Origin of the sequence: Bacillus sp. FSL L8-0199, from assembly GCF_038005705.1 — a bacterium.
Taxonomy (GTDB): domain Bacteria; phylum Bacillota; class Bacilli; order Bacillales; family Bacillaceae_G; genus Bacillus_A; species Bacillus_A cereus.
The window spans coordinates 2,241,047-2,261,170 of the sequence record NZ_JBBOTS010000001.1; the positions used below are offsets into that span (position 1 = coordinate 2,241,047).

The window sequence follows — 20,124 nt, forward strand, 5'->3', positions numbered from 1 at the left end:
TATGCTTTTTTATGAAAATTGATATTCGTTGAATAAAGGAGAGTTTACATGATAGAAAGTAAAGTTGTAGATTCTATTCCAACTTTGAATGAGAATGATTGTCAAATATGGTGGGCAAGAATTTCGGATTTACAATCATGGCATTACAATTTACTAAATGATATAGAGCGAGAGAAAGCAAATTCGTATCATCATTCGGCAGATCGAGCTCGTTTTATAATAGGTTGCGTAATAAGTAGATTAGTTCTCGGCAAGATACTTTCTATGTCACCAGTCCAAGTACCAATTGATCGAATGTGCTCAGTATGTAAATTGCAGCATGGAAGACCACAATTACCAGAAGGTAGGCCGCAATTATCCGTTTCGCATTCAGGTGAGTGGGTTGTCGTTGCATTTACAAAATCTGCACCTGTTGGCATAGATGTAGAACAAATGAATCCAAGTATAGATGTTATGAAAATGGCAGAAGGTGTATTAACAGACATTGAAATAGCGCAAGTTATGAAACTGCCAAATGAACAGAAAATAGAAGGTTTTTTAACATATTGGACTCGAAAAGAAGCGGTGCTGAAAGCGACAGGTGAAGGACTAATGATTCCACCAGTACATATTACAGTATCAGCTCCAAATGATCCTCCAAACTTGTTGGTTTTTAAGGATAGACAAGAGTTAGCAAGTAATACAATGATGGAAGATGTAAGGCCTAGTTTAGATTATAGGGCTTCTGTTGCAATATTCAGTAAGGAAGTGACTGAAATTACGCAATTAGACGCGGCAGCACTTTTAAATCTTAAATAAAAAAATTACAGAAGAGGTGTTCCTCATGTTAGTAGCGGAAAATAGAAAGAATGAATTCACTTATAATGTACAAGCAATTAAAAATATTTTATTTTCTGGAGATACATCATCCATTCATGCTTTAGAAAAGCTTTTAAATGATACAGTTCAGTTTGATGTTCTTGAACAAGAGGCACTTGGTAGACAGTACATTCCGAAAGAAGCAAAGAATTTCTTTGATAAAGATGGAACATTTCTTTACCGTGTATCTAATGTTAGTTATAAAGGAAAGGTGTTATCTGAAAATCTAATTTTTGCAGACACTTCGTTTTTACCGGACGCAATAAAGAGTGAATTAGAGAGTGGAAATATTCCTGTTGAAAAGCTTATAGAAAAGATGGAAGTAAGAAGAAACGTATTATATGAAGGATATCAGCCATCTGGAAATATTATTGAATTGTTTGATGGATGTTCTGTTACAGCGAATGTGTATCCAACTAGAAAGTATCAATTTGTAAGTAACTGCAAATGTGTATTTTATATTTGTGAAGTGTATCATGCAGAGAATATAAAGCAATTGCTTAAATAAAAACAAGAAACCAGCCTATAAAATGGCTGGTTTCTTGTTTTTATTTAACAGCTTCTTTTAATTCTTTACCTGCTTTAAATGCAGGAACTTTACCAGCGGCGATTTGAATTTCTTCGCCAGTTTGCGGATTACGTCCTGTACGAGCAGATCTTTCGCGTACTTCAAAAGTTCCAAACCCGATTAGTTGAACTTTATCTCCAGATTGTAATGCATTAGCAATTGTGTCAAATACGGATTGTACAGCTGCAGAAGCGTCCTTTTGAGAAATATCAGCTGATTGAGCTACGTTTTTAATTAATTCTGTTTTGTTCATGTTTTCACCTCATAAAAAAATTTTTGGAATGAATGTTTTAGTATAATAGATAGTAAAGATAAAGCTATCACTATGATTAGAAAGAATACTATATAATTATGTTAATTTCGTTGCAAGAGACTGAATCCCTTCTATTATTTAGGGATTAATTAAGAATCGATGCATATAAAAAGCTTTAATATGAGGATGAGGGGGAGTATACGAATGATTTTTCGTGAAAAAAATGAGAAGGAAAGTATTTTAATTAGTCAACATGATCATGGTTTTTTAGCTGGAGAGATTGCAAAGCATATAAAAGAAGACTTTTTTGAAGATAAAACATATTTAAAAGAAACAGTTGATGCAATATATGAGCATGACAGAGGATGGATAGAGCTTGATAAAGTACCAATTTTGAATGATGCTAAAAATATTCCATATACATTTATGGATTGTCCAAGCCCATTACGTTTTGTTTTTTATACGATTGGATTGAATGAAATTGAAAATTCTAATCCATACGGGGCATTGCTTTGTAGTAAACATTTTTTATCATTTCCACTAAACGAGGAAGATGAAGAGATGATGTCATTTTATAAACATGAATTAGAACGACAAAAAAGAATTTTGAAAACGTTAACAAAGGAACAGTTTGCGATGTTCGATAAGCATTATAGATTATTAAAGTTTTGTGATGAACTTTCTTTATACGTATGTATGAATAAGCCTGGTGTCAAAAAGAAAGATGAAATTGATTTATTTAAAGATGGTTTTGAAGGAACAGAAATGTTTAATAGTAAAGAGGAGAAACTTATTCAAGCTGAATGGGTGGACGAGGAAACAATTCGGATTACACCATTTCCATTTCAAACGGAATTTTATACGTATGTAAAATATAAAACGATAAATAAGCATGAAATGAAAGAAAAAGGGATTGCAAAGGCTGATAGAGAATCAGAAATGAAGAAACAAGCCATTCGTTTCATACAATAAGGAGGTAATATAAATTGAAAGATTATATATTAAAACAGTGTGATTACCATGCTTGGGCTAATACTAGATTATTCAATCGATTAAAAGAGTTACCAAACTATGAGAAAATTTTTAATGAGCAGATACAGAGTGTATTCCCATCCATTAAGGATACTTTTGTGCATATTTATATTACAGATCAAGTGTGGTTACATATATTGCATGGTAAAAGTATGAATGAAGCAATACAAGACCGAGAAGATTTACGAAAACAAATTGAAACTAAATCGTTACATGAATTAGAAAAAATGTTTGAAAACATGGCAAATCAATATAAAGAGTTTTTAATTACAATACAAGATGTGAATGCTGTATTTGTTATTGAGAATCCATATGTAGGGAAATTAGAAACTTCGATTTTAGAATTAGTGCAACATGTTGTAAATCATGGTACATATCATAGAGGAAATATAACAGCGATGATCCGTCAACTTGGTCATTCGTCGACAATGATGGATTTTGTACTGTATTTACATATGGTTAAAAAGCAGGGAGAGTAATATAGTTTGTAAGAAGGAGAGGCTTTAATTGTAGAAGTCTCTCCTTCTATTTTATCCGGCATTAATGGTAGATCGACCGATTAAAATTTTACTTTATTTATTAAGAAGCTTTATTTTCTTGTAATTGCTTAGCGTATTGTACAGCCTTATATGCATTGACTCTACCGTTTTTCCAGTACGTACCTGTACCACTAATTTTATCAGTAGTAGACTCAATAATTTGGCGGATTTGTGTATTGCTATATCCTTGATTTGCTAAAAGAGCTGCGACTCCTGCAACATGAGGTGTTGCCATAGATGTACCACTTAATGATTGATACGTACTTCCTTTATATGTTGAATATATATTTGAACCTGGTGCTGCAACATCTACCCAGCTACCATAAGTAGAGAATGAAGATTTTCTATCTGATTGATCTGTAGAAGCAACTGCAATTACTTCGCTGTAATAAGCAGGGTAATTAGCTTTTGTATTTCCAGCATTTCCAGCAGCTGCAACTATAACAGAGCCTTTATTCCATGCATATTGAACGGCTTGTTGTAATGCAGTACCACCATTTGGAGCTCCTAAACTTAAACTAATTACTTTTGCACCCGAATCAGCAGCTTCTCGAATACCTTGCGCTACAGCATCAAGAGTACCACTTCCTTGATTATCTAATACGCGGACAGCATAAATTGAAGTTTGTGGGGCAACACCAGCAATTCCGACGCTGTTATTCGTAAGTGCTCCAGTAATTCCAGCGCAATGTGTACCATGACCATTACCATCATCAGATGTATTGTCGTTATCAACATAATCATGCCCGTAAATTACTTTCGAAGCCAGATCAGGGTGTGAGCCTTGAACTCCTGTATCAATAATAGCTACTTTCACACCAGGATCACTTCGTTGGCTATCCCAAGCTTGTGGAGCTTGAATCTTTTGTAACCCGTATTGATTATTAAAATATGGGTCGTTTGGAGTCCAAAAGGCGTGAACGTAATAATTCGGTTCTGCATATTCCACATCTGGATTATTTTTATAGCTCTTTATTTTTTCTTTTACAGTACCTTTTGAAAATTGTACGACTTCAAAACCTAACTTATCATCTTTAGATAAGACATTAGCTCCGACAGATTTATGAAAAGATTGCACATTACTTAAAGATGCATTTTGTTTGAACTTAACGATTAATTGGTTAGGAACGTAATCAGTAGATGATGTTTCAGCGCTTGAAGTATTCGTGTTAAAGAAGAAACCACCAATAATAAATGATAAAACAGATAGGAAAACGATGATTTTGTTTTTCAAAAGATTTTTCCTCCCTTTTCTTGGATGAGTTTTTCAGTGACACCTTAATGTCGCATTCCTTTTCAACTATATAGTTAGACCATACGATTTATGACATTTATGTGAAAAACTTTTGAAGGAATAAAAAGGAGTAAATATTGATATAAATATATTTTTAATGATAGTAATTAAGTAAAAGAGGGGATGAAAAAAGGAACGCTCATCATGTATGAGTCATTCCTTTTTTCATAGATTAACTTGCCTGTTTTTTATTATTTTCTTTCAATTTCTCTGCTTGTAAAAAGCGATTCGTTTCAGCAACAACAATACTACTTAATCCAATTAGACCAATCAAGTTTGGAATTGCCATAAGTCCATTTGCAATATCAGCAAATGTCCATACGATTCCTAGCTTTAAATTAGCACCAATTGCAATCATAACAATAAAGATTGCTTTATAATATTTAACTGCACTTTCTCCGAATAAATAAGCTACACATTTTTCTCCATAATACGACCAGCCTAAAATAGTAGAGTAGGCAAATAAAATAATTGCGATACCGAGAATCATACTACCAGCAGTACCAAATACAGATTGGAATGCAAATGTTGTAGCTTCAACGCCAGTTTTACCAGATCTCCAAGCACCTGTAGTAATTAATACTAGTCCTGTAATTGTACATACAATAAACGTATCTAGAAAAGTACCAGTCATTGAAACTAAAGCTTGCTTTGCAGGCGAATCAGTTTTTGCCGCCGCCGCGGCAATAGGGGCACTCCCTAAACCAGCTTCGTTCGCAAATACACCACGCGCCATTCCGATTTGAATAGCTGATGCAACTGTTGCCCCAATAAAACCACCAGCAGCTGCTGTACCATTAAATGCACCAGAAAAAATAAGTGAAAATGCTTCTGGAATTTGGTCGTAGTGATAGAAAATAATTATAAGACCAGCAATTATATAAAAGAAAGCTTTAATAGGAACGACATATCCCGTCACTTTCCCAATTTTTTTTACACCGCCTAAAATAACAATTGCGATTAAAAATGACATTACTATACCAGTTAAAGCAGGAGGGAAAGAGAAATTAATTCGCATTGCCTCTGCAACTGAGTTAGATTGCACCATATTACCAATACCGAAAGAAGCAGTTGTGCCGAATATAGCGAATAATACTGCCAGCCATTTCTTACCTAAACCACGCTCTAAATAATACATTGGTCCACCTGAATATTCACCATTTTCATTACTAACACGGTATTTTACTGCAAGTATTGCCTCGGCATACTTTGTTGCCATACCGAATAAAGCGGTAATCCACATCCAAAATATTGCACCAGGACCACCAATTGTAACAGCTGTTGCAACACCGGCTATATTTCCCATACCAATCGTTGCGGCCATAGCTGTCATGAGTGCTTGGAAGTGACTAATATCTCCAGAAGAAGAGGTATCTTCTGATTTTTTAAATGCTAGTTTGTGAGCGTATAATAGTTTACTAAACTGTAAACCTTTTAAACGCACTGTGAGAATGATACCTGTTCCAACGAGTAGCAACAAAGTTGGTAATCCCCACACGTATTGATTCATTTGTTCTAATACTTTACTTACTGTCTCCATCTTTATTCTCCTTTATTTAGAAAAAATAAAAACCACTTCAAGTAAATGAAATGGTCTCTGGAGAAACAAGGGATAGAAAAATAAACCGATACAAATCGGCATTTTCTTTCGCTTGTCTCTGTCCTTTTACCTGAGAGATTATCCGCTATATTAGCGGATTTGCTCCTTCGGTGCTCGTTTTCCTCCGCGCTCTATGAAAGCGAGAGGGAGTCTCTCCAGAGATTCGTCCCCATGCAGTTCTACTTGTAACCAAGACCTGAGAGTTTCAAAGCTGGTATAACAACTTTTTGCCCCGTCGGTAGATCAATAGACCTTCTCCTGAATGGTTCATCCGAATTATAAAATTTATAAACACATTGATTGTAAATCAATAAAAACATTATAGACATACAAATTGTGAATTGCAATCATTTTTTATTTTAAAATAGTAAATAGTTTTATTTTTTTGTAAGTCCTAATTTATCTTCAACTTCATTTAAAGTAGATAAAGCGATGACAATATGTTGATCCGCAAGTCCTAAAGCTTGTTTTGTTTTTTCAATAGTTTCATCGGTTGGAGTAGAGTTATTTGCTCCGTCTATAATTAAATTTGCTGCATTTTTCATGAAATTTGATGCGGATTTAAACTGAGTTGTGAATTGAATTAGTTGTTTTTGTATATCTATATCTGCTATATTTTCTTCAATTTTAAGCGTGTCTATTTCGTTCATAATTGTTTCGTACTGCTTGGAAACAGCACTCATTGTAACTAATAGTTTATTTCGATCTACTGAATCTCCATTCGTGTTAATCTCTTCCCAGGCAGGTAACCAATCTTTTTCGATGATGTCATTATAATGAGTAGTCAATTCATTAATTTTAGGTTGTAATTTAGTTTTGAAAGTTTTTGTATCCGCTGTTTCTACAGTTGCTTTTTCGTTGTTATTTTTAACATTAGTAACATAGAAAATCGTACCGAAAATGATGAAAATAGAAATAACAACTGTCCATTTAGTAAAAAGTAATTTCTGCAATATGTAACGCCTCCAAAATTTAAAAACTTATAATTATAATATATAACAATAATGTTGTTTAAAGTAGAGAAAATAGGTTAGAAATAATTAAAATTATTTCTTCTCTATACATAAATAATTAAAGTTAGTAAAATGATGAAAGTTATATGCGAGAAAAGAGGGTTTTTAGTGAAAATGAATAGAAGAAAACTGGTTTTAAGTATTTCAATGGCTATGTTATTAGTTGGTTTAATTGCATTCATATTTATGAATAAAGAATCTAAAATTAAAGATTTTCCAGTGCCAATGTCAGCAATCCATATTAACGATGATAAGGAAGAGGACTATCAATATATAAGTGTAATGCCAATTACAAAGGCGAGTGGATGGGAGAACTTAGGGGAAAATGGGCATACTGTTAGTTTTAAAAAAGGGGAGCGGAAGGTAGCAGTAGTACATTATCCGGGAGAAATTACGTATTATTTATTTGAGAAAAAGATGAATAAGGGAGATTAGCTAAAGATGTAATTCATTAAGAGTTACATCTTTTTTTATTCTGAATCATTTGAAATTAAATTCGATAGATGTTTTGATAGATGTAGTGATAAATATGATTAGTTCTATATGTCTATAAAAAGTATTAGGGTGATTATAAAAATATTATGTGAACTAATTATTGTGAGAAGAAGATAAATTATATGCTAAAGGGGGAATTAAAAATGCTACTAAAAACAATCTACTGTAAGGTGGAAGAAGAGAAAAAGGAATTGTTTTCAAATGCGCAAGGAAAATGGCGTGATATACGGCACCTAGATGGTTTTCATGGACAATTTGGTGGATGGTATGAAGATGAGGCATGTGTATTTACTTTATGGGAAGATAGAAGTACATATCAATCATTTATGAATGGTGCTCACGATACAATTTATTTAAATAGTAATCAAGAGGATACGTTTCTTGCATGTGAAATTGAATTATTTCAAACGTTGTATGATATAACTGATACGCATTTGAAAGACCTTGTTACAGAAGGATCATTCGTAAGAGTTGCTATATGTGATGTAAAGATGGAAAAGGAAAATCATTTTTTACATAAGCAAGAAACAATTTGGAATAAAGGAATGGAAAAAGCAAAAGGAATGTTAGGTGGAGTAGTTGGGAAGTCTTTAAAAAATGAAAATCGTTACATAGTGTTAACGTATTGGAAAGATGAAAAGACACATCAACATTATGTGGAAGAGATTTTCACAGATTTATATAAATTAGCTAATATTCATGAAGAGATAGAAGAGATAAAAGGAAAACAAGCTGTATGTAAGGAAGAATGGCTTGTATATTAAACGCTGAAAAAGTGCATAAATGAATGTATAATAAAGATATTTTCTTATAAACAAGTAATTAATAGAAGACGTTATATACCCTTTCATGTTAATATATTTAAGTTATAATAGGAGGCTTACCCTTTTGTATTGTACGGTAGAAGCAGTGTGAGCTTGAAATTTTTTTTAGAAAAGGATGTGCCTAATTTGCGTATCAATAAATTTATTAGTGAAGCTGGAAAAGCGTCTCGACGTGGAGCGGATAAACTAATTAATGAGAGAAGAGTAATTATTAACGGTAAGGTTGCAAAAATTGGTGACCAAGTGAACCCAGGTGATGATGTACGAGTAAATGGAGAGCAGCTTCGAATTGCTCGAGATCACGTATATATCGCTTTAAATAAACCAGTAGGTATTACATGTACGAGTGAAAAATCAGTAAAAGGTAATATTATTGATTTAGTGAATCATCCTTTACGAATTAGCCACATTGGACGTCTTGATAAAGACTCTGACGGTTTAATTTTGTTAACGAATGATGGCGATATTGTTAATGAGATTTTACGTGCTGAAAACAAACATGAGAAAGAATATATCGTTTCAGTAGATAAGCCAATTACACCTGATTTCTTAGAGAAAATGGCAGCGGGTGTTAAAATTTTAGGAACAAAAACGCTTCCTTGTGAGATTACACAGTTATCAAAATATGAGTTCCAAATTATTTTAACACAAGGGCTAAATCGCCAAATTCGCCGTATGTGTGAAGCTTTAGGTTATCAAGTATACACGTTAAAACGTACGAGAATTATGAATATCGAATTGAATAATTTACCAGTTGGGCAGTGGAGAGATTTAACGAAGAAAGAGAAAAGACGTCTATTCGCAGACTTAAATTACGAACCACAAGATTGGTAAAATTGTGAAGTGAAACCAAAAAAATTTGGTTTCGCTTTTTTAAATTAAATAAATAATTTTTTTAAACACTTGCAAAAATAAAATGAATAAGATATATTAAATAACAATAAATGGATGTTTTACAAAAAGCAAAGAAAAGGACACGAGTTATTTTACCCGGTTATACAGAGAAGGAAGGAAAGCTGAGAACTTCCTAACGCAGAAAAATAACTTACCACCTTAGAGCTGCACTAGGGAAATGAAGTATCTAGTGCCGTGTATGCGACGTTATCGCAAAAGAAGCCATTATGTTTTTTTGTGATGGGAATCTGGGTGGAACCACGGATATAAGCATATTCGTCCCTATATTTAGGGATGAATATGCTTTTTTGCATTCAATTTCATAATAAGCGAAGAAAAGGACACGAGCTATTTTACCCGGTTATACAGAGAAGGAAGGAAAGCTGAGAACTTCCTAACGCAGAAAAATAACTTACCACCTTAGAGCTGCACTAGGGAAATGAAGTATCTAGTGCCGTGTAAACGACGTTACCGTAAATGAAGCCATTGTATATTTACAATGGGAATCTGGGTGGAACCACGGGTAAAAGCACGCTCGTCCCTATTTTAGGGATGAGTGTGCTTTTTATTATGAAATGGAGAGATGAAAAATGAAAGAACAAATGATTGAAATTAAATTTCCAGATGGTAGCGTTAAAGAATTTGTAAATGGAGTTACTTTAGAAGAAATTGCTGGATCCATTAGCAGTAGTTTGAAAAAGAAAGCAGTCGCGGGGAAAGTAAATGATGGATTATATGATTTACGCCGAGATATTGAAGAAAATGCGGAAGTGGAAATCATTACTATAGATTCAAATGAAGGGGTAGAAATTGCAAGACACTCCGCGGCACATATTTTAGCGCAAGCTGTAAAAAGATTGTATGGTGATATAAATCTTGGAGTAGGACCTGTTATTGAAAATGGATTTTATTATGATATGGATCTTCCAAGTAGTGTAAACATAGAAGATTTACGAAAAATCGAAAAAGAAATGAAAAAGATCATAAATGAAAATATAAAGATAGAACGAGTTGAGGTTTCTCGAGAAGAAGCAGCTAAACTGTTTCAAGAAATGAACGACCGCTTGAAATTAGAACTTTTAGAAGCAATTCCTAGTGGGGAAAGTGTAACACTATATAAACAAGGTGAATTTGTAGATTTATGTAGAGGACCACATTTACCATCTACAGGTTATTTGAAAGCATTTCAATTAACTCACGTTTCCGGTGCATATTGGCGAGGTGATAGTAATAACCAAGTGCTTCAGCGCATATATGGTGTTGCATTCTCTTCTCAAAAAGAATTAGAAGAGTATTTACATTTCGTTGAAGAAGCAGCAAAAAGAAATCATCGTAAGTTAGGCAGTGAGCTTGAGTTATTTATGTTTTCTGAAGAGGCTCCGGGAATGCCGTTTTATTTACCGAAAGGACAAATGATTCGTAACGAATTGGAAGCATTTTTAAGAGAAATTCAAAAAGAGTATAAGTATCAAGAAGTACGCACTCCGTTCATGATGAACCAAGAAGTATGGGAGAGATCAGGGCACTGGGGACATTATAAAGATAATATGTATTTCTCTGAAGTAGATAATAAAAGTTTTGCATTAAAACCGATGAACTGCCCAGGGCACATGCTTATGTTTAAAAATAAATTGCATTCTTATCGTGAATTACCGATTCGTATGTGTGAATTTGGTCAAGTACATCGTCATGAATTTAGTGGTGCGTTAAACGGATTATTAAGAGTACGTACTTTCTGCCAAGATGATGCACATTTATTTGTAACTCCAAAACAAATTGAAGATGAAATTAAATCAGTAATGGCGCAAATTGATTACGTATATAAAACTTTTGGATTCGAATATGAAGTAGAGCTTTCTACTCGTCCAGAAGATTCAATGGGTGATGATAAATTATGGGAGCAAGCAGAAGCGGCATTAGAAAATGTATTACAATCGCTAAATTATAAATATAGACTAAATGAAGGTGACGGTGCATTTTACGGGCCGAAAATTGATTTTCATATTAAAGATGCTTTAAATAGAAGCCACCAGTGCGGAACAATCCAGCTTGATTTCCAAATGCCAGAGAAATTTGATTTGAATTATATAGATGAAAATAATGAAAAGAAAAGACCAGTTGTTATTCACAGAGCAGTTTTAGGGTCATTAGATCGCTTCTTAGCAATATTAATTGAGCACTTTGGAGGTGCGTTCCCGGCATGGGTGGCACCAGTTCAAGTGAAAGTAATTCCAGTTTCAAATGCAGTACATGAACAATATGCCAATGAGATTGCACATAAATTAGCACAAGCTGGAGTTCGTGTTGAACAAGATGCACGAGATGAAAAATTAGGATATAAAATAAGAGAAGCACAAATGCAAAAAGTACCGTATGTTCTTGTTATTGGGGATAAGGAAATGGAAAACGGAGCTGTAAATGTACGTAAATATGGGGAAGAGAAGTCAGAAGTTATTGCGCTAGATGTATTTGTGGCAAGTATTGAAGAAGAAATAAAGAATAGAAAATATTGATTGTAAAGAAAACACACTATTAGCAATTAGTGTGTTTTCGTTTTTATCTTACAAAAATGTAAGGTAAATGTAAGCGAAATCGAGGGAACGAGTTGTAGAAAAATGAGAATATGGAGTAGGAAATAGGTTCATGTTAAGGGTGTAACTCTTATTGAATGAATAATTAAAAAAATCTTAAGAATTCACATGGCAAAATAATAAGAAATATGTGAGAAATTAATTTTATACAAAAGGGATGGAGTGAAAGAGATGTCAACAAATGTAGTTACTGTAGAAAGTGTAGAAAAAACGTATGGGAAAAGAAATGAGAATCAGTCAAAAGCATTAAGGGGTGTATCGTTAAGTATTAAAGAAGGAGAATTTGTCGGGATCATGGGACCTTCTGGGTCTGGCAAAACGACTTTACTTAATGTGATAAGTACACTTGACCAAGCGACAGGTGGTAGTGTGACGATAGCTGGTACAAATATTACTTCTATGAAGGGCAATGCGTTATCTGATTTTCGCTCTCAAAAATTAGGTTTCATTTTTCAAGATTTTAATCTTCTAGAAAACTTATCAATTTATGAAAATATAGCTTTACCACTTTCTTTGCAAGGCGTACCGTCAAGTGAGATTACTGGAAAGGTAAATGACGTTGCCAAGAAATTAGGTATCACCGAAATTTTAACAAAATATCCGACGGCTGTTTCTGGAGGACAAAAGCAAAGAACAGCGGCGGCAAGAGCTTTAGTACATAATCCAGCAATTGTATTAGCAGATGAACCGACAGGTGCGCTTGATAGTAAAAACGCAAAAAGTTTATTAGAAGCGATGCAAGATTTACATGAAAATCACAATGTAAGTATTTTGATGGTTACACACGATGCATTTAGTGCAAGTTATTGTGAGCGTATTTTATTTATTCAAGATGGTCTTCTTTATAAAGAATTAAATCGTCAAGGCACTCGAGAGAATTTCTATCAAGACATTTTAGGTGTGCTCGCTCATATGGGCTCAGCTGCTGAGTCTAAGTAGGGGGGGCGAAACTATGTTATTTAAATTATCACGTCATAGTATGAAAAAGATGTTAAAAGATTATATGGTTTTACTTATTGGCCTCGTTATTAGTATTAGTATTTTCTACATGTTCCAAACGATGGCGATGAATAGTGAATTTACGAAAGATAATAGTCTAATTAGTAGTATTAGACTCGTCTTTTGGGTAGGTGCAATACTATTATCTTTCATTACTGTATTTTATATTATATATGCCAACTCTTTCTTGCTCACATTAAGAAGAAAAGAACTCGGTATGTACATGATGCTTGGTGCAAAAAAGAAAAAAGTAGCACAGTTATTATTTATTGAAACATTCGGTATGGGTATTGTCAGTATTATTATCGGTATTTTAGTAGGGATGTTACTTGCAAGTGTAGCAGGAAACTTTTTAATGAATGGAATGGAAATTTCAGCAAAAGGTAGTTATGCATCTGTATACACACCAGCAATTTTAGTCACAGCTATTTTCTTCTTAATACTATTTTTCATTACTGGCTTAATGAACAGTGTCCGATTGTTACGTAAAACTGAACTAGAGTTAATTCGTGAAGATGAAACACTAGATGAAGTGAAGAAAAGTAAAACTCGCATTATAATAATGACAGTACTTGGTGTATTACTAGTAAGTACAGGGTACTATTTTATGATTAATGTAAAAATATATGCTGAATTAGGTTTTATTATAGCAACCATCGTTACAACACTTGGAACATATTTCATCTTTAGTTCATTACTCCCATTTTTTGTGATGAAAATTAAAGGAAATAAAAAACGAAATGAAACGGGCTTAAATAGTTTTACATACGCACAGCTACGCTTTCGAGTTAATAGTTTATCAAGAGTATTAGGTACTGTAGCTATGTTAATTGCATTAGGCGCAGGTGCGATGACTGCAGGTATGGCTTTCCAAAAAAATGTAGGTATTATGACAGACCTTTCTCGTGTATATGATGTTGCAATTCATGATCCAAACGAACAAGATACAGCAGCATTAAAAGAAATGGAAATTGTTGAAGAAAGCAAGTACAAGTATAAAGTAGATGGGGAAGCGGTGTATTACTTACGTAACGACTTAGTAGCGAAGCCACCACTAATTTCCGAACGCTTTGATACGAAAACTTTAAAAGAACCTGCGCGTAAACGGGTGGCTGAACCTTTAACTGAACCCGTATATTCTGCTTTGGAAGCTCCTGAAGTAGCGAATAAGCTTCCTCGTATGCCAAAAGATTGGGAAGATGCTATTGTAAGAGAAATACAACTTACACATAATCAATTTAACGGAAAACCAGTAAGAATTGCAGATGAAGAGCATTATAAAGGGATTCAAGGAACAGAACATACTGTAACATTAGCAAAAGTAGATGATATGAAAAAATATAAACCGTTATTGATCGAAATAGATAAGAGACAAAAAGCACAAATTGAAAAAGCAACAGGTGAAAAGGTAGACTTATTTACGAAAATGACAATTTATCAGTTTATGAACAGCTTCATGAGCGGAACGATGTTTATGGGATTTTTCCTCGGAATTGCCTTTTTAGCAATGATGGCAAGTTCCCTTATGTTCAAAATATTAACAGGTGCTTCTCGCGACGTACGCCGTTATGAAATGTTACGAAAAATTGGTGTGAGACGTAGTATGTTAACGAAAAGTATATATAAAGAAATTTCATATTTATTTATCTTCCCAGCGATCATTGGCATTTCTCACGTTTTAGTAGGGCTTAACTTATTCAGCTTTATATTAGTTGACCCGTTTGTGAAAGTGTGGGTGCCAATAGGAATCTTCTTAGTCATTTATTTCATGTATTACTGGATAACTGTTCAACTTTATAAAGGTATGGTAATGCCGAAAGAAGAAGTAGCTAAATAGTTTATGAAAAGAGTCCTTTTGTTGAAAGCAAGGGCTCTTTTCTATGTGTTTTTATAAAAATGTGTATGCGAGATGTTTTCAAATCTTTCTGTAATGAATATAACTTGTTAGACGTAATTCGTTATAACGTTGGATTATCACATTCTCAAACTGTCTTATTAGAAAAGGATTTAAAAAATCCATTGCCTACTAAGGTGATTGAAATGAAGCTACCGTTTTATTTCTTTATAGGGAAATATGACTATAACACTTCATTGCATGCAGCAAAAACATATTTTGATAAGATAGAAGCAGATCAAAAACAATTTATTACTTTTGAGAAATCAGCTCATTATCCACAATTTGAAGAGAAAGAAAAATTCTATAAGTGGATGTGCGATACATTCATAAAATAAAGTATATCCGAACTTTAGAGAATTGAAATAGTTAGCGAGATGTATAAAGATTTTTAGATGCATAGTATTAACTGAAGCGAAATTAAATAAAAAGACTCTTGATAAAAAATAAGAGTCTTAAGTACAACCAACTATGGATGACTTTTCTTTTTATAGAGAGATACAAAAATAAAAAAGATAGCTGAAGACAAATTGTTTTCAGCTATCTTTTTTCGTTTAAAGTGGAGGTAGATCAATCTTACCTTCTTCAAATAATTCTTTTATCATATGCTTCGTATAACCAGCGGCTTGACCAAATGTGATTTTTGCTGGCATTGGTGCTTCGTTAGCATCTACAACTACATCAATAATACACGGTTTATTTTGTTTTACTGCATTTTCGAAAGCGGGAAGGAGTTCATCTAAATTCTCAACACGGTATCCAATACCTCCACACGCCTCTGCATATTTTGCGAAATCTGGGTTCGTTAAGTCTGTTTCGAATTCGATATTACCCATGACTTCTTGCTCGAATTTAATCATCGCAATTTTATTATTGTTTAATACGACGACAACGATTGGTAATTTATATTTTACAGCTGTTACGAAGTCATTCATCGTCATTCCAAATCCACCATCACCACAAACTGCAAATACTTGTTTATCCGGGAAAGCAATTTTTCCAGCAAGTGCACCAGGTAAACCGCAGCCAAGTGTTGCGAGCCAGCTAGAAATGATAAATTGTTGGTTTGTCATACGGAAGTGTCTTGCGGTCCATACTGTTACATTTCCAACATCGACTGATAGAATTGCGTCATCATGTGCTACTTGCTGCAGAGCATGCATAACGCGTTGTGGTTTAATTGGAATGGAAGAGTCTTCTTCTTGATCGTGTAATTTATCTTCCCACTTTTTCATCATTTCTTGGTGCTGTTCTAAGAAGGAATGATCTGTGTGTTCTTCAACATTTTCAATTAACCATCGTAATGTTTTATCAGCATCACCAGCTAAACCAATATCTGTCGCATAACGTTTCCCAATTTGGGCAGGATCTGTATCGATATGAATTGTTTTTGCTTTTTCAGGTAAGAAGCCGGTGAACGGATAAGAAGTACCGACCATAATTAAAGTATCTGCATGCTTCATTGCTTCATAAGAAGGTTTCGTTCCAATTAATCCTAATCCACCGATACAAAGAGGATGCTCATCAGGAATAATTCCTTTAGCAGGTAATGTAAGTACGATTGGAGCACCAATATGTTCTGCTAATGCAAGTAAAGATTCTCTCGCATGTTTTGTTCCTTTTCCAGCTAAAATCACAGGCTTTTTCGCTTCATTTATTGCGAGTTTCGCTGCATCTAAATCTTCTTTTTGTGGAAATAATTCAGGCAAAGTAAAAGAAGTATTTGTAACACGGGCACCATTTTTCACTTCGAATTTTGGGACATCATCTGGAATAGTAAGAACGGATACACCTTTTTTCGTATAAGCCATTCGAATTGCTTGATTCACTACGGCAGGTAGTTGCTCTGCTGACATAATACGCTGGTTATAAACCGCAACATCATCAAACATTCTTTCTAAATTTACTTCTTGGAAAAAGTCCGTTCCAAGTAAATCGGTTTCTACTTGACCTGAAATTGCTAGAACAGGGGCTTTATCGAGTTTCGCATCATATAAACCATTTAATAAATGAATAGCACCAGGTCCTGCAATTGCCATACAAACGCCAAGTTTTCCTGTTAATTTCGCATAGGCGGCCGCTGCTAATGCACCAGCTTCTTCATGGCGAACTTGAATGAATTTAATTTTATCTTGTTTTTTTCTTAAAGCTTCAATGATAGAATTGATGGAATCTCCAGGCATACCGTATATGTGTTCTACTCCCCAATCAATTAATAAATCAACTAATGCTTCACCTGCTGTTTTCCCAAACATAATTGTTCCTCCTTATAATAGGTAGATAACATTATGTTTTGAATAAAAAGGAAAAATATACAAGTAAGAAATTTATCTAGTTATTTGTAATCCAAGAATCAGTGTGGGAGGAACAAAAGTTTCACTTTAGCAACTTTAATGATGACCAGCGAATAAAGTGAACAATGTTATTAGTAAAAAACCACTAGTTGCCCACATTAGAAATGTAAGGAAAGAGAGCTGTTTCTTAGCTTTCCAAAGCATTTCATGAATTGTGACATATCCAAGTGAACCAATAGCACTTCCCATAATGAGGCCTTGCAGGTGAAGAGCTTTTCCTTCCATCAAAATGCCAAAAACTGTGCCAGTACCGAGAATAAGAGAAAGTAATAAAGTCGTTAATAAAAAGGAAATATATTTATGTTTTGTAAAAAGAAATGGAATAATTAAAGCTAATCCTTCTGGAATATGGTGAACGACGATTGCTATTAAAAAGGGAATGGCAGAGTCATTATGATTTATAAAAGCTGTACCTAACGCAAATCCACTAGGTATATTATGAATAAATATAGCGAAAGAGAGAAAAAGGAAGGTTTGCCATGCTTGTTGATCTTTTTTATGTATCATTGGATGGTGACAATAGTTATCTAATAAGCTCATAACTAAAATACCGATAGCTATACCAAGTATAGGCCCAATCATTTCGTAGCTTGAAAATGTTTCAGGAATAATTTCAAGTGATAATAATCCGAATAAAATACCACCACATAATGCGTATAAACGCTGCATCTTTTCTTCAATGAGTTGGCGTGTTGCTACTCCAACAGCACCTCCTAATAGTAATCCACCGAACGAAAAAAATGTTACAATCATTGGAATCCATAAACGTTCCATAGTATCACACTCCGATTCTATTCCCTTATTTTTAGCTTACGAAAAGGAAAGTTAGATTAGTCCAAGTAATTGTGTTTGATTATAGAGAAAAAAGTAGTGATTCGTTATAATTTATATATTAATTTTAAGTGAGAAAATGAAAAGGGGAATTGGTTATGCAACAAATTAAAAAAATAGGAAACTCATTTTGGTATATGACACCTGTTTCTGAAACAGATAGACCTATCTTAGGAATGGTCGTTGGACAAGAAAAAACGTTAATGATTGATGCAGGAAATTCAGAAGAACATGCACAATTATTTTTAGAAATGTTAAAAGAACAAAATGTATCGAATCCTGATTTTGTAGCATTAACGCATTGGCATTGGGATCATATTTTTGGATTATCTGTATTACAGAATGCATTAACTATTTCGCACGCTGAAACGAAAAAAGAAATGCAGGCAATAGTATCTTATGAATGGACAGATGAAGCGTTGGACGCACGCGTAAAAGAGGGTACTGAAATTGCATTTTGTGCGGATTGTATCAAGAAAGAGTTTGAAGAAAAAGCGAGAAATATTAACATTATTCCTCCAACCTTAACGTTCCAGGATCAAATGGAATTAGACCTTGGTGAAGTGACATGCGTGTTAAAACATGTGGGCGGAGATCATGCGCATGATTCAGTTGTTATGTATATAAAAGAAGAAAAGATATTGTTTGTAGGAGATTGTATATATGCAGATATTTTTTCTTCAAAGTGGAACTATACGACGAAAAGAACGTTTAAATTGATAGATGAATTAGAGAAATTTGATGCTGAGACATATATTCTTTCTCATGGGACAGCTATAAATCGAGACGAGTTTTTACAAGAAATTCATTTGATAAAAACAGTAGGAACATATACAGAAGCTCATAAAGGCGATGAAGAGAAGATAAAGGCAGCGTATAAACAAGAGCTAGATAGAGAATTAAATGCAGATGAGTTAGAAACAATAACGTATTTTGTCAATGGTTATGAAATGAATAATCTGTAAGACACTACATTAATCAAATATAATTAAATTGCACAAAAAGAGTATTGAAATTTAATTCAATACTCTTTTTAATAGTTAAATATCTAGTTACAACCAATTTCTAAAATTGGGGCTCGTTATCTGAAGTTATATCACTTTATAGGGGTTCAGATAGAAGCTTTCTTTGCTAATTCAGTAATATATTCAAAGAAAACATCATGTTTTACATCATAAACGACATTTACAGGTCGTCCATCAGTAGTTTCTTCTGTACGTCCTTGGCTTGGTCCGTATGTATGAACGATACTATTAATCGTTTCAGTTTTTGCAAGGCTAGTGTTTCCGACAAAAGCGGTAGTTAGTACATCCCATAAATAGTAAGTAGAGTTCGTTGAGAAGTGAACGAGAGGAGGGACCATTGCATAGCATTGACCAAGGAAATCCATACCAATATACTTTCGCTCTTTTGCCCACTGCTCACGTATGTTTATAGTTAACGGAACTTGGTTTGTACTTTCTAGTGTCACTAAGTCGATTTTAATTTTTGCATCCCATACACGAGCTACTGCTTCAGGATCCCAAAACGAATTCCACTCAGCTGTTCCATCATGCTCTGGTTCATGTACATTGCCAGCTTTAAGAAATGTACCACCCATCCAAACAAGGCGTTCAATTTGATCTTCGATTATGGGAGCTTCATATAATGCACGAGCAAGGTCAGTTAGGGGCCCAGTAAATAATAAAGTTGTTTTTCCTTCCGTTTGTAGAAGCGTTTCTATTAAATGATGATGCGCGGGTTTTGCCACCACGGGTGTTACAACTTTTCCAGACTCATTTAAAATTGGTAGAGCATCTACATAAAATGCATGCATCCGCCAGTCTTTCGGAAACGGGTTTTGCCCGCGAGAGTTTGAAGCGGCTACGGCAATATTACCTTTGCCGAAGCGATCGATAATTTTACGACTGGCAGACATTGCGGGTTCTAAATAGCAGTCTGCTGGGATAACAGATACACCCGTAAGTTCAATGTTTTCCATTTGAAGTAATAAAAATAATGAAATTAAATCATCTACGCCGCCATCATGATTGAAGTACACTTTTTTCTTCATTGTAATCTCCATCCTATATGATTTAGTTAGAA

General features: G+C 34.1%; 18 protein-coding genes, 1 pseudogene, 1 riboswitch and 2 other annotated features. Of the genes and pseudogenes, 12 read left to right on the forward strand and 7 right to left on the reverse strand.

Annotated features, from left to right (window positions below; all coding sequences use genetic code 11):
- Nucleotides 1-48 precede the first annotated feature (48 nt).
- Complete coding sequence (gene sfp / locus NST86_RS11665; protein WP_193533209.1) at nt 49-798, forward strand: 4'-phosphopantetheinyl transferase Sfp; 750 nt, start codon at nt 49-51, stop codon at nt 796-798.
- 25 nt (nt 799-823) lie between these two features.
- Nucleotides 824-1,366, forward strand: a complete 543-nt coding sequence (locus tag NST86_RS11670; protein ID WP_016117771.1) for a hypothetical protein — start codon at nt 824-826, stop codon at nt 1,364-1,366.
- A gap of 40 nt (nt 1,367-1,406) precedes the next feature.
- On the opposite strand, the gene NST86_RS11675 is transcribed toward NST86_RS11670, so the two are convergent.
- Nucleotides 1,407-1,679, reverse strand: coding sequence for an HU family DNA-binding protein (locus tag NST86_RS11675; protein WP_001043905.1), 273 nt, complete (start codon nt 1,677-1,679; stop codon nt 1,407-1,409).
- Between the two features lie 204 nt (nt 1,680-1,883).
- Here NST86_RS11675 and NST86_RS11680 point away from each other — a divergent pair, with 204 nt between their 5' ends.
- Both NST86_RS11680 and NST86_RS11685 read left to right on the forward strand, forming a co-directional pair.
- The gene (locus NST86_RS11680; protein WP_193533208.1) at nt 1,884-2,651 is read left to right on the forward strand and encodes a DUF3891 family protein; all 768 of its coding nucleotides are present in this window, start codon (nt 1,884-1,886) and stop codon (nt 2,649-2,651) included.
- Nucleotides 2,652-2,665: 14 nt separating this feature from the next.
- Entirely contained in the window at nt 2,666-3,190 is a 525-nt protein-coding gene (locus NST86_RS11685) for a DinB family protein (RefSeq protein WP_016117772.1), read from the forward strand.
- A 100-nt stretch (nt 3,191-3,290) separates the two neighbouring features.
- On the opposite strand, the gene NST86_RS11690 is transcribed toward NST86_RS11685, so the two are convergent.
- From NST86_RS11690 to NST86_RS11700, 3 genes are all read right to left on the reverse strand, one after another.
- A complete protein-coding gene (locus NST86_RS11690) occupies nt 3,291-4,484 on the reverse strand; it encodes a S8 family peptidase (RefSeq protein ID WP_000790937.1) in 1,194 nt (397 codons plus the stop codon).
- 232 nt (nt 4,485-4,716) lie between these two features.
- Nucleotides 4,717-6,084, reverse strand: a complete 1,368-nt coding sequence (locus NST86_RS11695; RefSeq protein WP_000451049.1) for an alanine/glycine:cation symporter family protein — start codon at nt 6,082-6,084, stop codon at nt 4,717-4,719.
- Between the two features lie 108 nt (nt 6,085-6,192).
- A riboswitch (glycine riboswitch) is annotated at nt 6,193-6,313 on the reverse strand.
- A 208-nt stretch (nt 6,314-6,521) separates the two neighbouring features.
- Entirely contained in the window at nt 6,522-7,097 is a 576-nt protein-coding gene (locus NST86_RS11700) for a hypothetical protein (protein ID WP_016117773.1), read from the reverse strand.
- 132 nt (nt 7,098-7,229) lie between these two features.
- Between NST86_RS11700 and NST86_RS11705 the strand changes: the two genes are divergently transcribed.
- From NST86_RS11705 to NST86_RS11735, 7 genes and pseudogenes are all read left to right on the forward strand, one after another.
- The gene (locus tag NST86_RS11705; protein ID WP_050569647.1) at nt 7,230-7,592 is read left to right on the forward strand and encodes a hypothetical protein; all 363 of its coding nucleotides are present in this window, start codon (nt 7,230-7,232) and stop codon (nt 7,590-7,592) included.
- 203 nt (nt 7,593-7,795) lie between these two features.
- Entirely contained in the window at nt 7,796-8,416 is a 621-nt protein-coding gene (locus tag NST86_RS11710; RefSeq protein ID WP_016117775.1) for a YdbC family protein, read from the forward strand.
- A gap of 186 nt (nt 8,417-8,602) precedes the next feature.
- Entirely contained in the window at nt 8,603-9,310 is a 708-nt protein-coding gene (gene rluF, locus NST86_RS11715; RefSeq protein WP_001222170.1) for a 23S rRNA pseudouridine(2604) synthase RluF, read from the forward strand.
- A 122-nt stretch (nt 9,311-9,432) separates the two neighbouring features.
- Nucleotides 9,433-9,657 (forward strand) — a binding site (T-box leader).
- A gap of 36 nt (nt 9,658-9,693) precedes the next feature.
- Nucleotides 9,694-9,916: a binding site (T-box leader), on the forward strand.
- Nucleotides 9,917-9,960: 44 nt separating this feature from the next.
- Nucleotides 9,961-11,883: a threonine--tRNA ligase gene (gene thrS / locus NST86_RS11720; protein ID WP_000663087.1), complete on the forward strand. Its 1,923-nt coding sequence runs from the start codon at nt 9,961-9,963 to the stop codon at nt 11,881-11,883.
- Between the two features lie 249 nt (nt 11,884-12,132).
- On the forward strand, nt 12,133-12,900 hold the full coding sequence (locus tag NST86_RS11725) for an ABC transporter ATP-binding protein (protein WP_000106426.1): 768 nt from the start codon (nt 12,133-12,135) through the stop codon (nt 12,898-12,900).
- A 13-nt stretch (nt 12,901-12,913) separates the two neighbouring features.
- On the forward strand, nt 12,914-14,797 hold the full coding sequence (locus tag NST86_RS11730) for an FtsX-like permease family protein (protein ID WP_016117886.1): 1,884 nt from the start codon (nt 12,914-12,916) through the stop codon (nt 14,795-14,797).
- Between the two features lie 92 nt (nt 14,798-14,889).
- Nucleotides 14,890-15,192 (forward strand): annotated as a pseudogene (locus tag NST86_RS11735) (hypothetical protein); the annotation flags it as partial.
- Between the two features lie 216 nt (nt 15,193-15,408).
- Here the strand turns inward: NST86_RS11735 and NST86_RS11740 are convergent.
- Nucleotides 15,409-17,109, reverse strand: coding sequence for a pyruvate oxidase (locus NST86_RS11740; protein WP_000467235.1), 1,701 nt, complete (start codon nt 17,107-17,109; stop codon nt 15,409-15,411).
- A gap of 135 nt (nt 17,110-17,244) precedes the next feature.
- Nucleotides 17,245-17,982 (reverse strand): ZIP family metal transporter, encoded by a 738-nt coding sequence (locus NST86_RS11745; protein ID WP_000440633.1) that lies wholly within the window; start codon nt 17,980-17,982, stop codon nt 17,245-17,247.
- A gap of 155 nt (nt 17,983-18,137) precedes the next feature.
- Here NST86_RS11745 and NST86_RS11750 point away from each other — a divergent pair, with 155 nt between their 5' ends.
- Nucleotides 18,138-19,004, forward strand: coding sequence for an MBL fold metallo-hydrolase (locus NST86_RS11750; protein ID WP_016117887.1), 867 nt, complete (start codon nt 18,138-18,140; stop codon nt 19,002-19,004).
- Nucleotides 19,005-19,150: 146 nt separating this feature from the next.
- On the opposite strand, the gene NST86_RS11755 is transcribed toward NST86_RS11750, so the two are convergent.
- Nucleotides 19,151-20,104 carry a nucleoside hydrolase gene (locus NST86_RS11755; RefSeq protein WP_001999745.1) on the reverse strand — a complete coding sequence of 318 codons (954 nt, stop codon included), beginning with the start codon at nt 20,102-20,104 and terminating at the stop codon, nt 19,151-19,153.
- Nucleotides 20,105-20,124 lie beyond the last annotated feature (20 nt).

Coding starts and splice junctions, on each gene's coding strand:
- sfp (WP_193533209.1), top strand. CDS start 49: ATGATAGAAAGTAAAGTTGTAGATTCTATTCCAACTTTGAATGAGAAT.
- NST86_RS11670 (WP_016117771.1), top strand. CDS start 824: ATGTTAGTAGCGGAAAATAGAAAGAATGAATTCACTTATAATGTACAA.
- NST86_RS11675 (WP_001043905.1), bottom strand. CDS start 1,679: ATGAACAAAACAGAATTAATTAAAAACGTAGCTCAATCAGCTGATATT.
- NST86_RS11680 (WP_193533208.1), top strand. CDS start 1,884: ATGATTTTTCGTGAAAAAAATGAGAAGGAAAGTATTTTAATTAGTCAA.
- NST86_RS11695 (WP_000451049.1), bottom strand. CDS start 6,084: ATGGAGACAGTAAGTAAAGTATTAGAACAAATGAATCAATACGTGTGG.
- NST86_RS11705 (WP_050569647.1), top strand. CDS start 7,230: ATGATGAAAGTTATATGCGAGAAAAGAGGGTTTTTAGTGAAAATGAAT.
- NST86_RS11710 (WP_016117775.1), top strand. CDS start 7,796: ATGCTACTAAAAACAATCTACTGTAAGGTGGAAGAAGAGAAAAAGGAA.
- thrS (WP_000663087.1), top strand. CDS start 9,961: ATGAAAGAACAAATGATTGAAATTAAATTTCCAGATGGTAGCGTTAAA.
- NST86_RS11725 (WP_000106426.1), top strand. CDS start 12,133: ATGTCAACAAATGTAGTTACTGTAGAAAGTGTAGAAAAAACGTATGGG.
- NST86_RS11730 (WP_016117886.1), top strand. CDS start 12,914: ATGTTATTTAAATTATCACGTCATAGTATGAAAAAGATGTTAAAAGAT.
- NST86_RS11740 (WP_000467235.1), bottom strand. CDS start 17,109: ATGTTTGGGAAAACAGCAGGTGAAGCATTAGTTGATTTATTAATTGAT.
- NST86_RS11745 (WP_000440633.1), bottom strand. CDS start 17,982: ATGGAACGTTTATGGATTCCAATGATTGTAACATTTTTTTCGTTCGGT.
- NST86_RS11750 (WP_016117887.1), top strand. CDS start 18,138: ATGCAACAAATTAAAAAAATAGGAAACTCATTTTGGTATATGACACCT.
- NST86_RS11755 (WP_001999745.1), bottom strand. CDS start 20,104: ATGGAGATTACAATGAAGAAAAAAGTGTACTTCAATCATGATGGCGGC.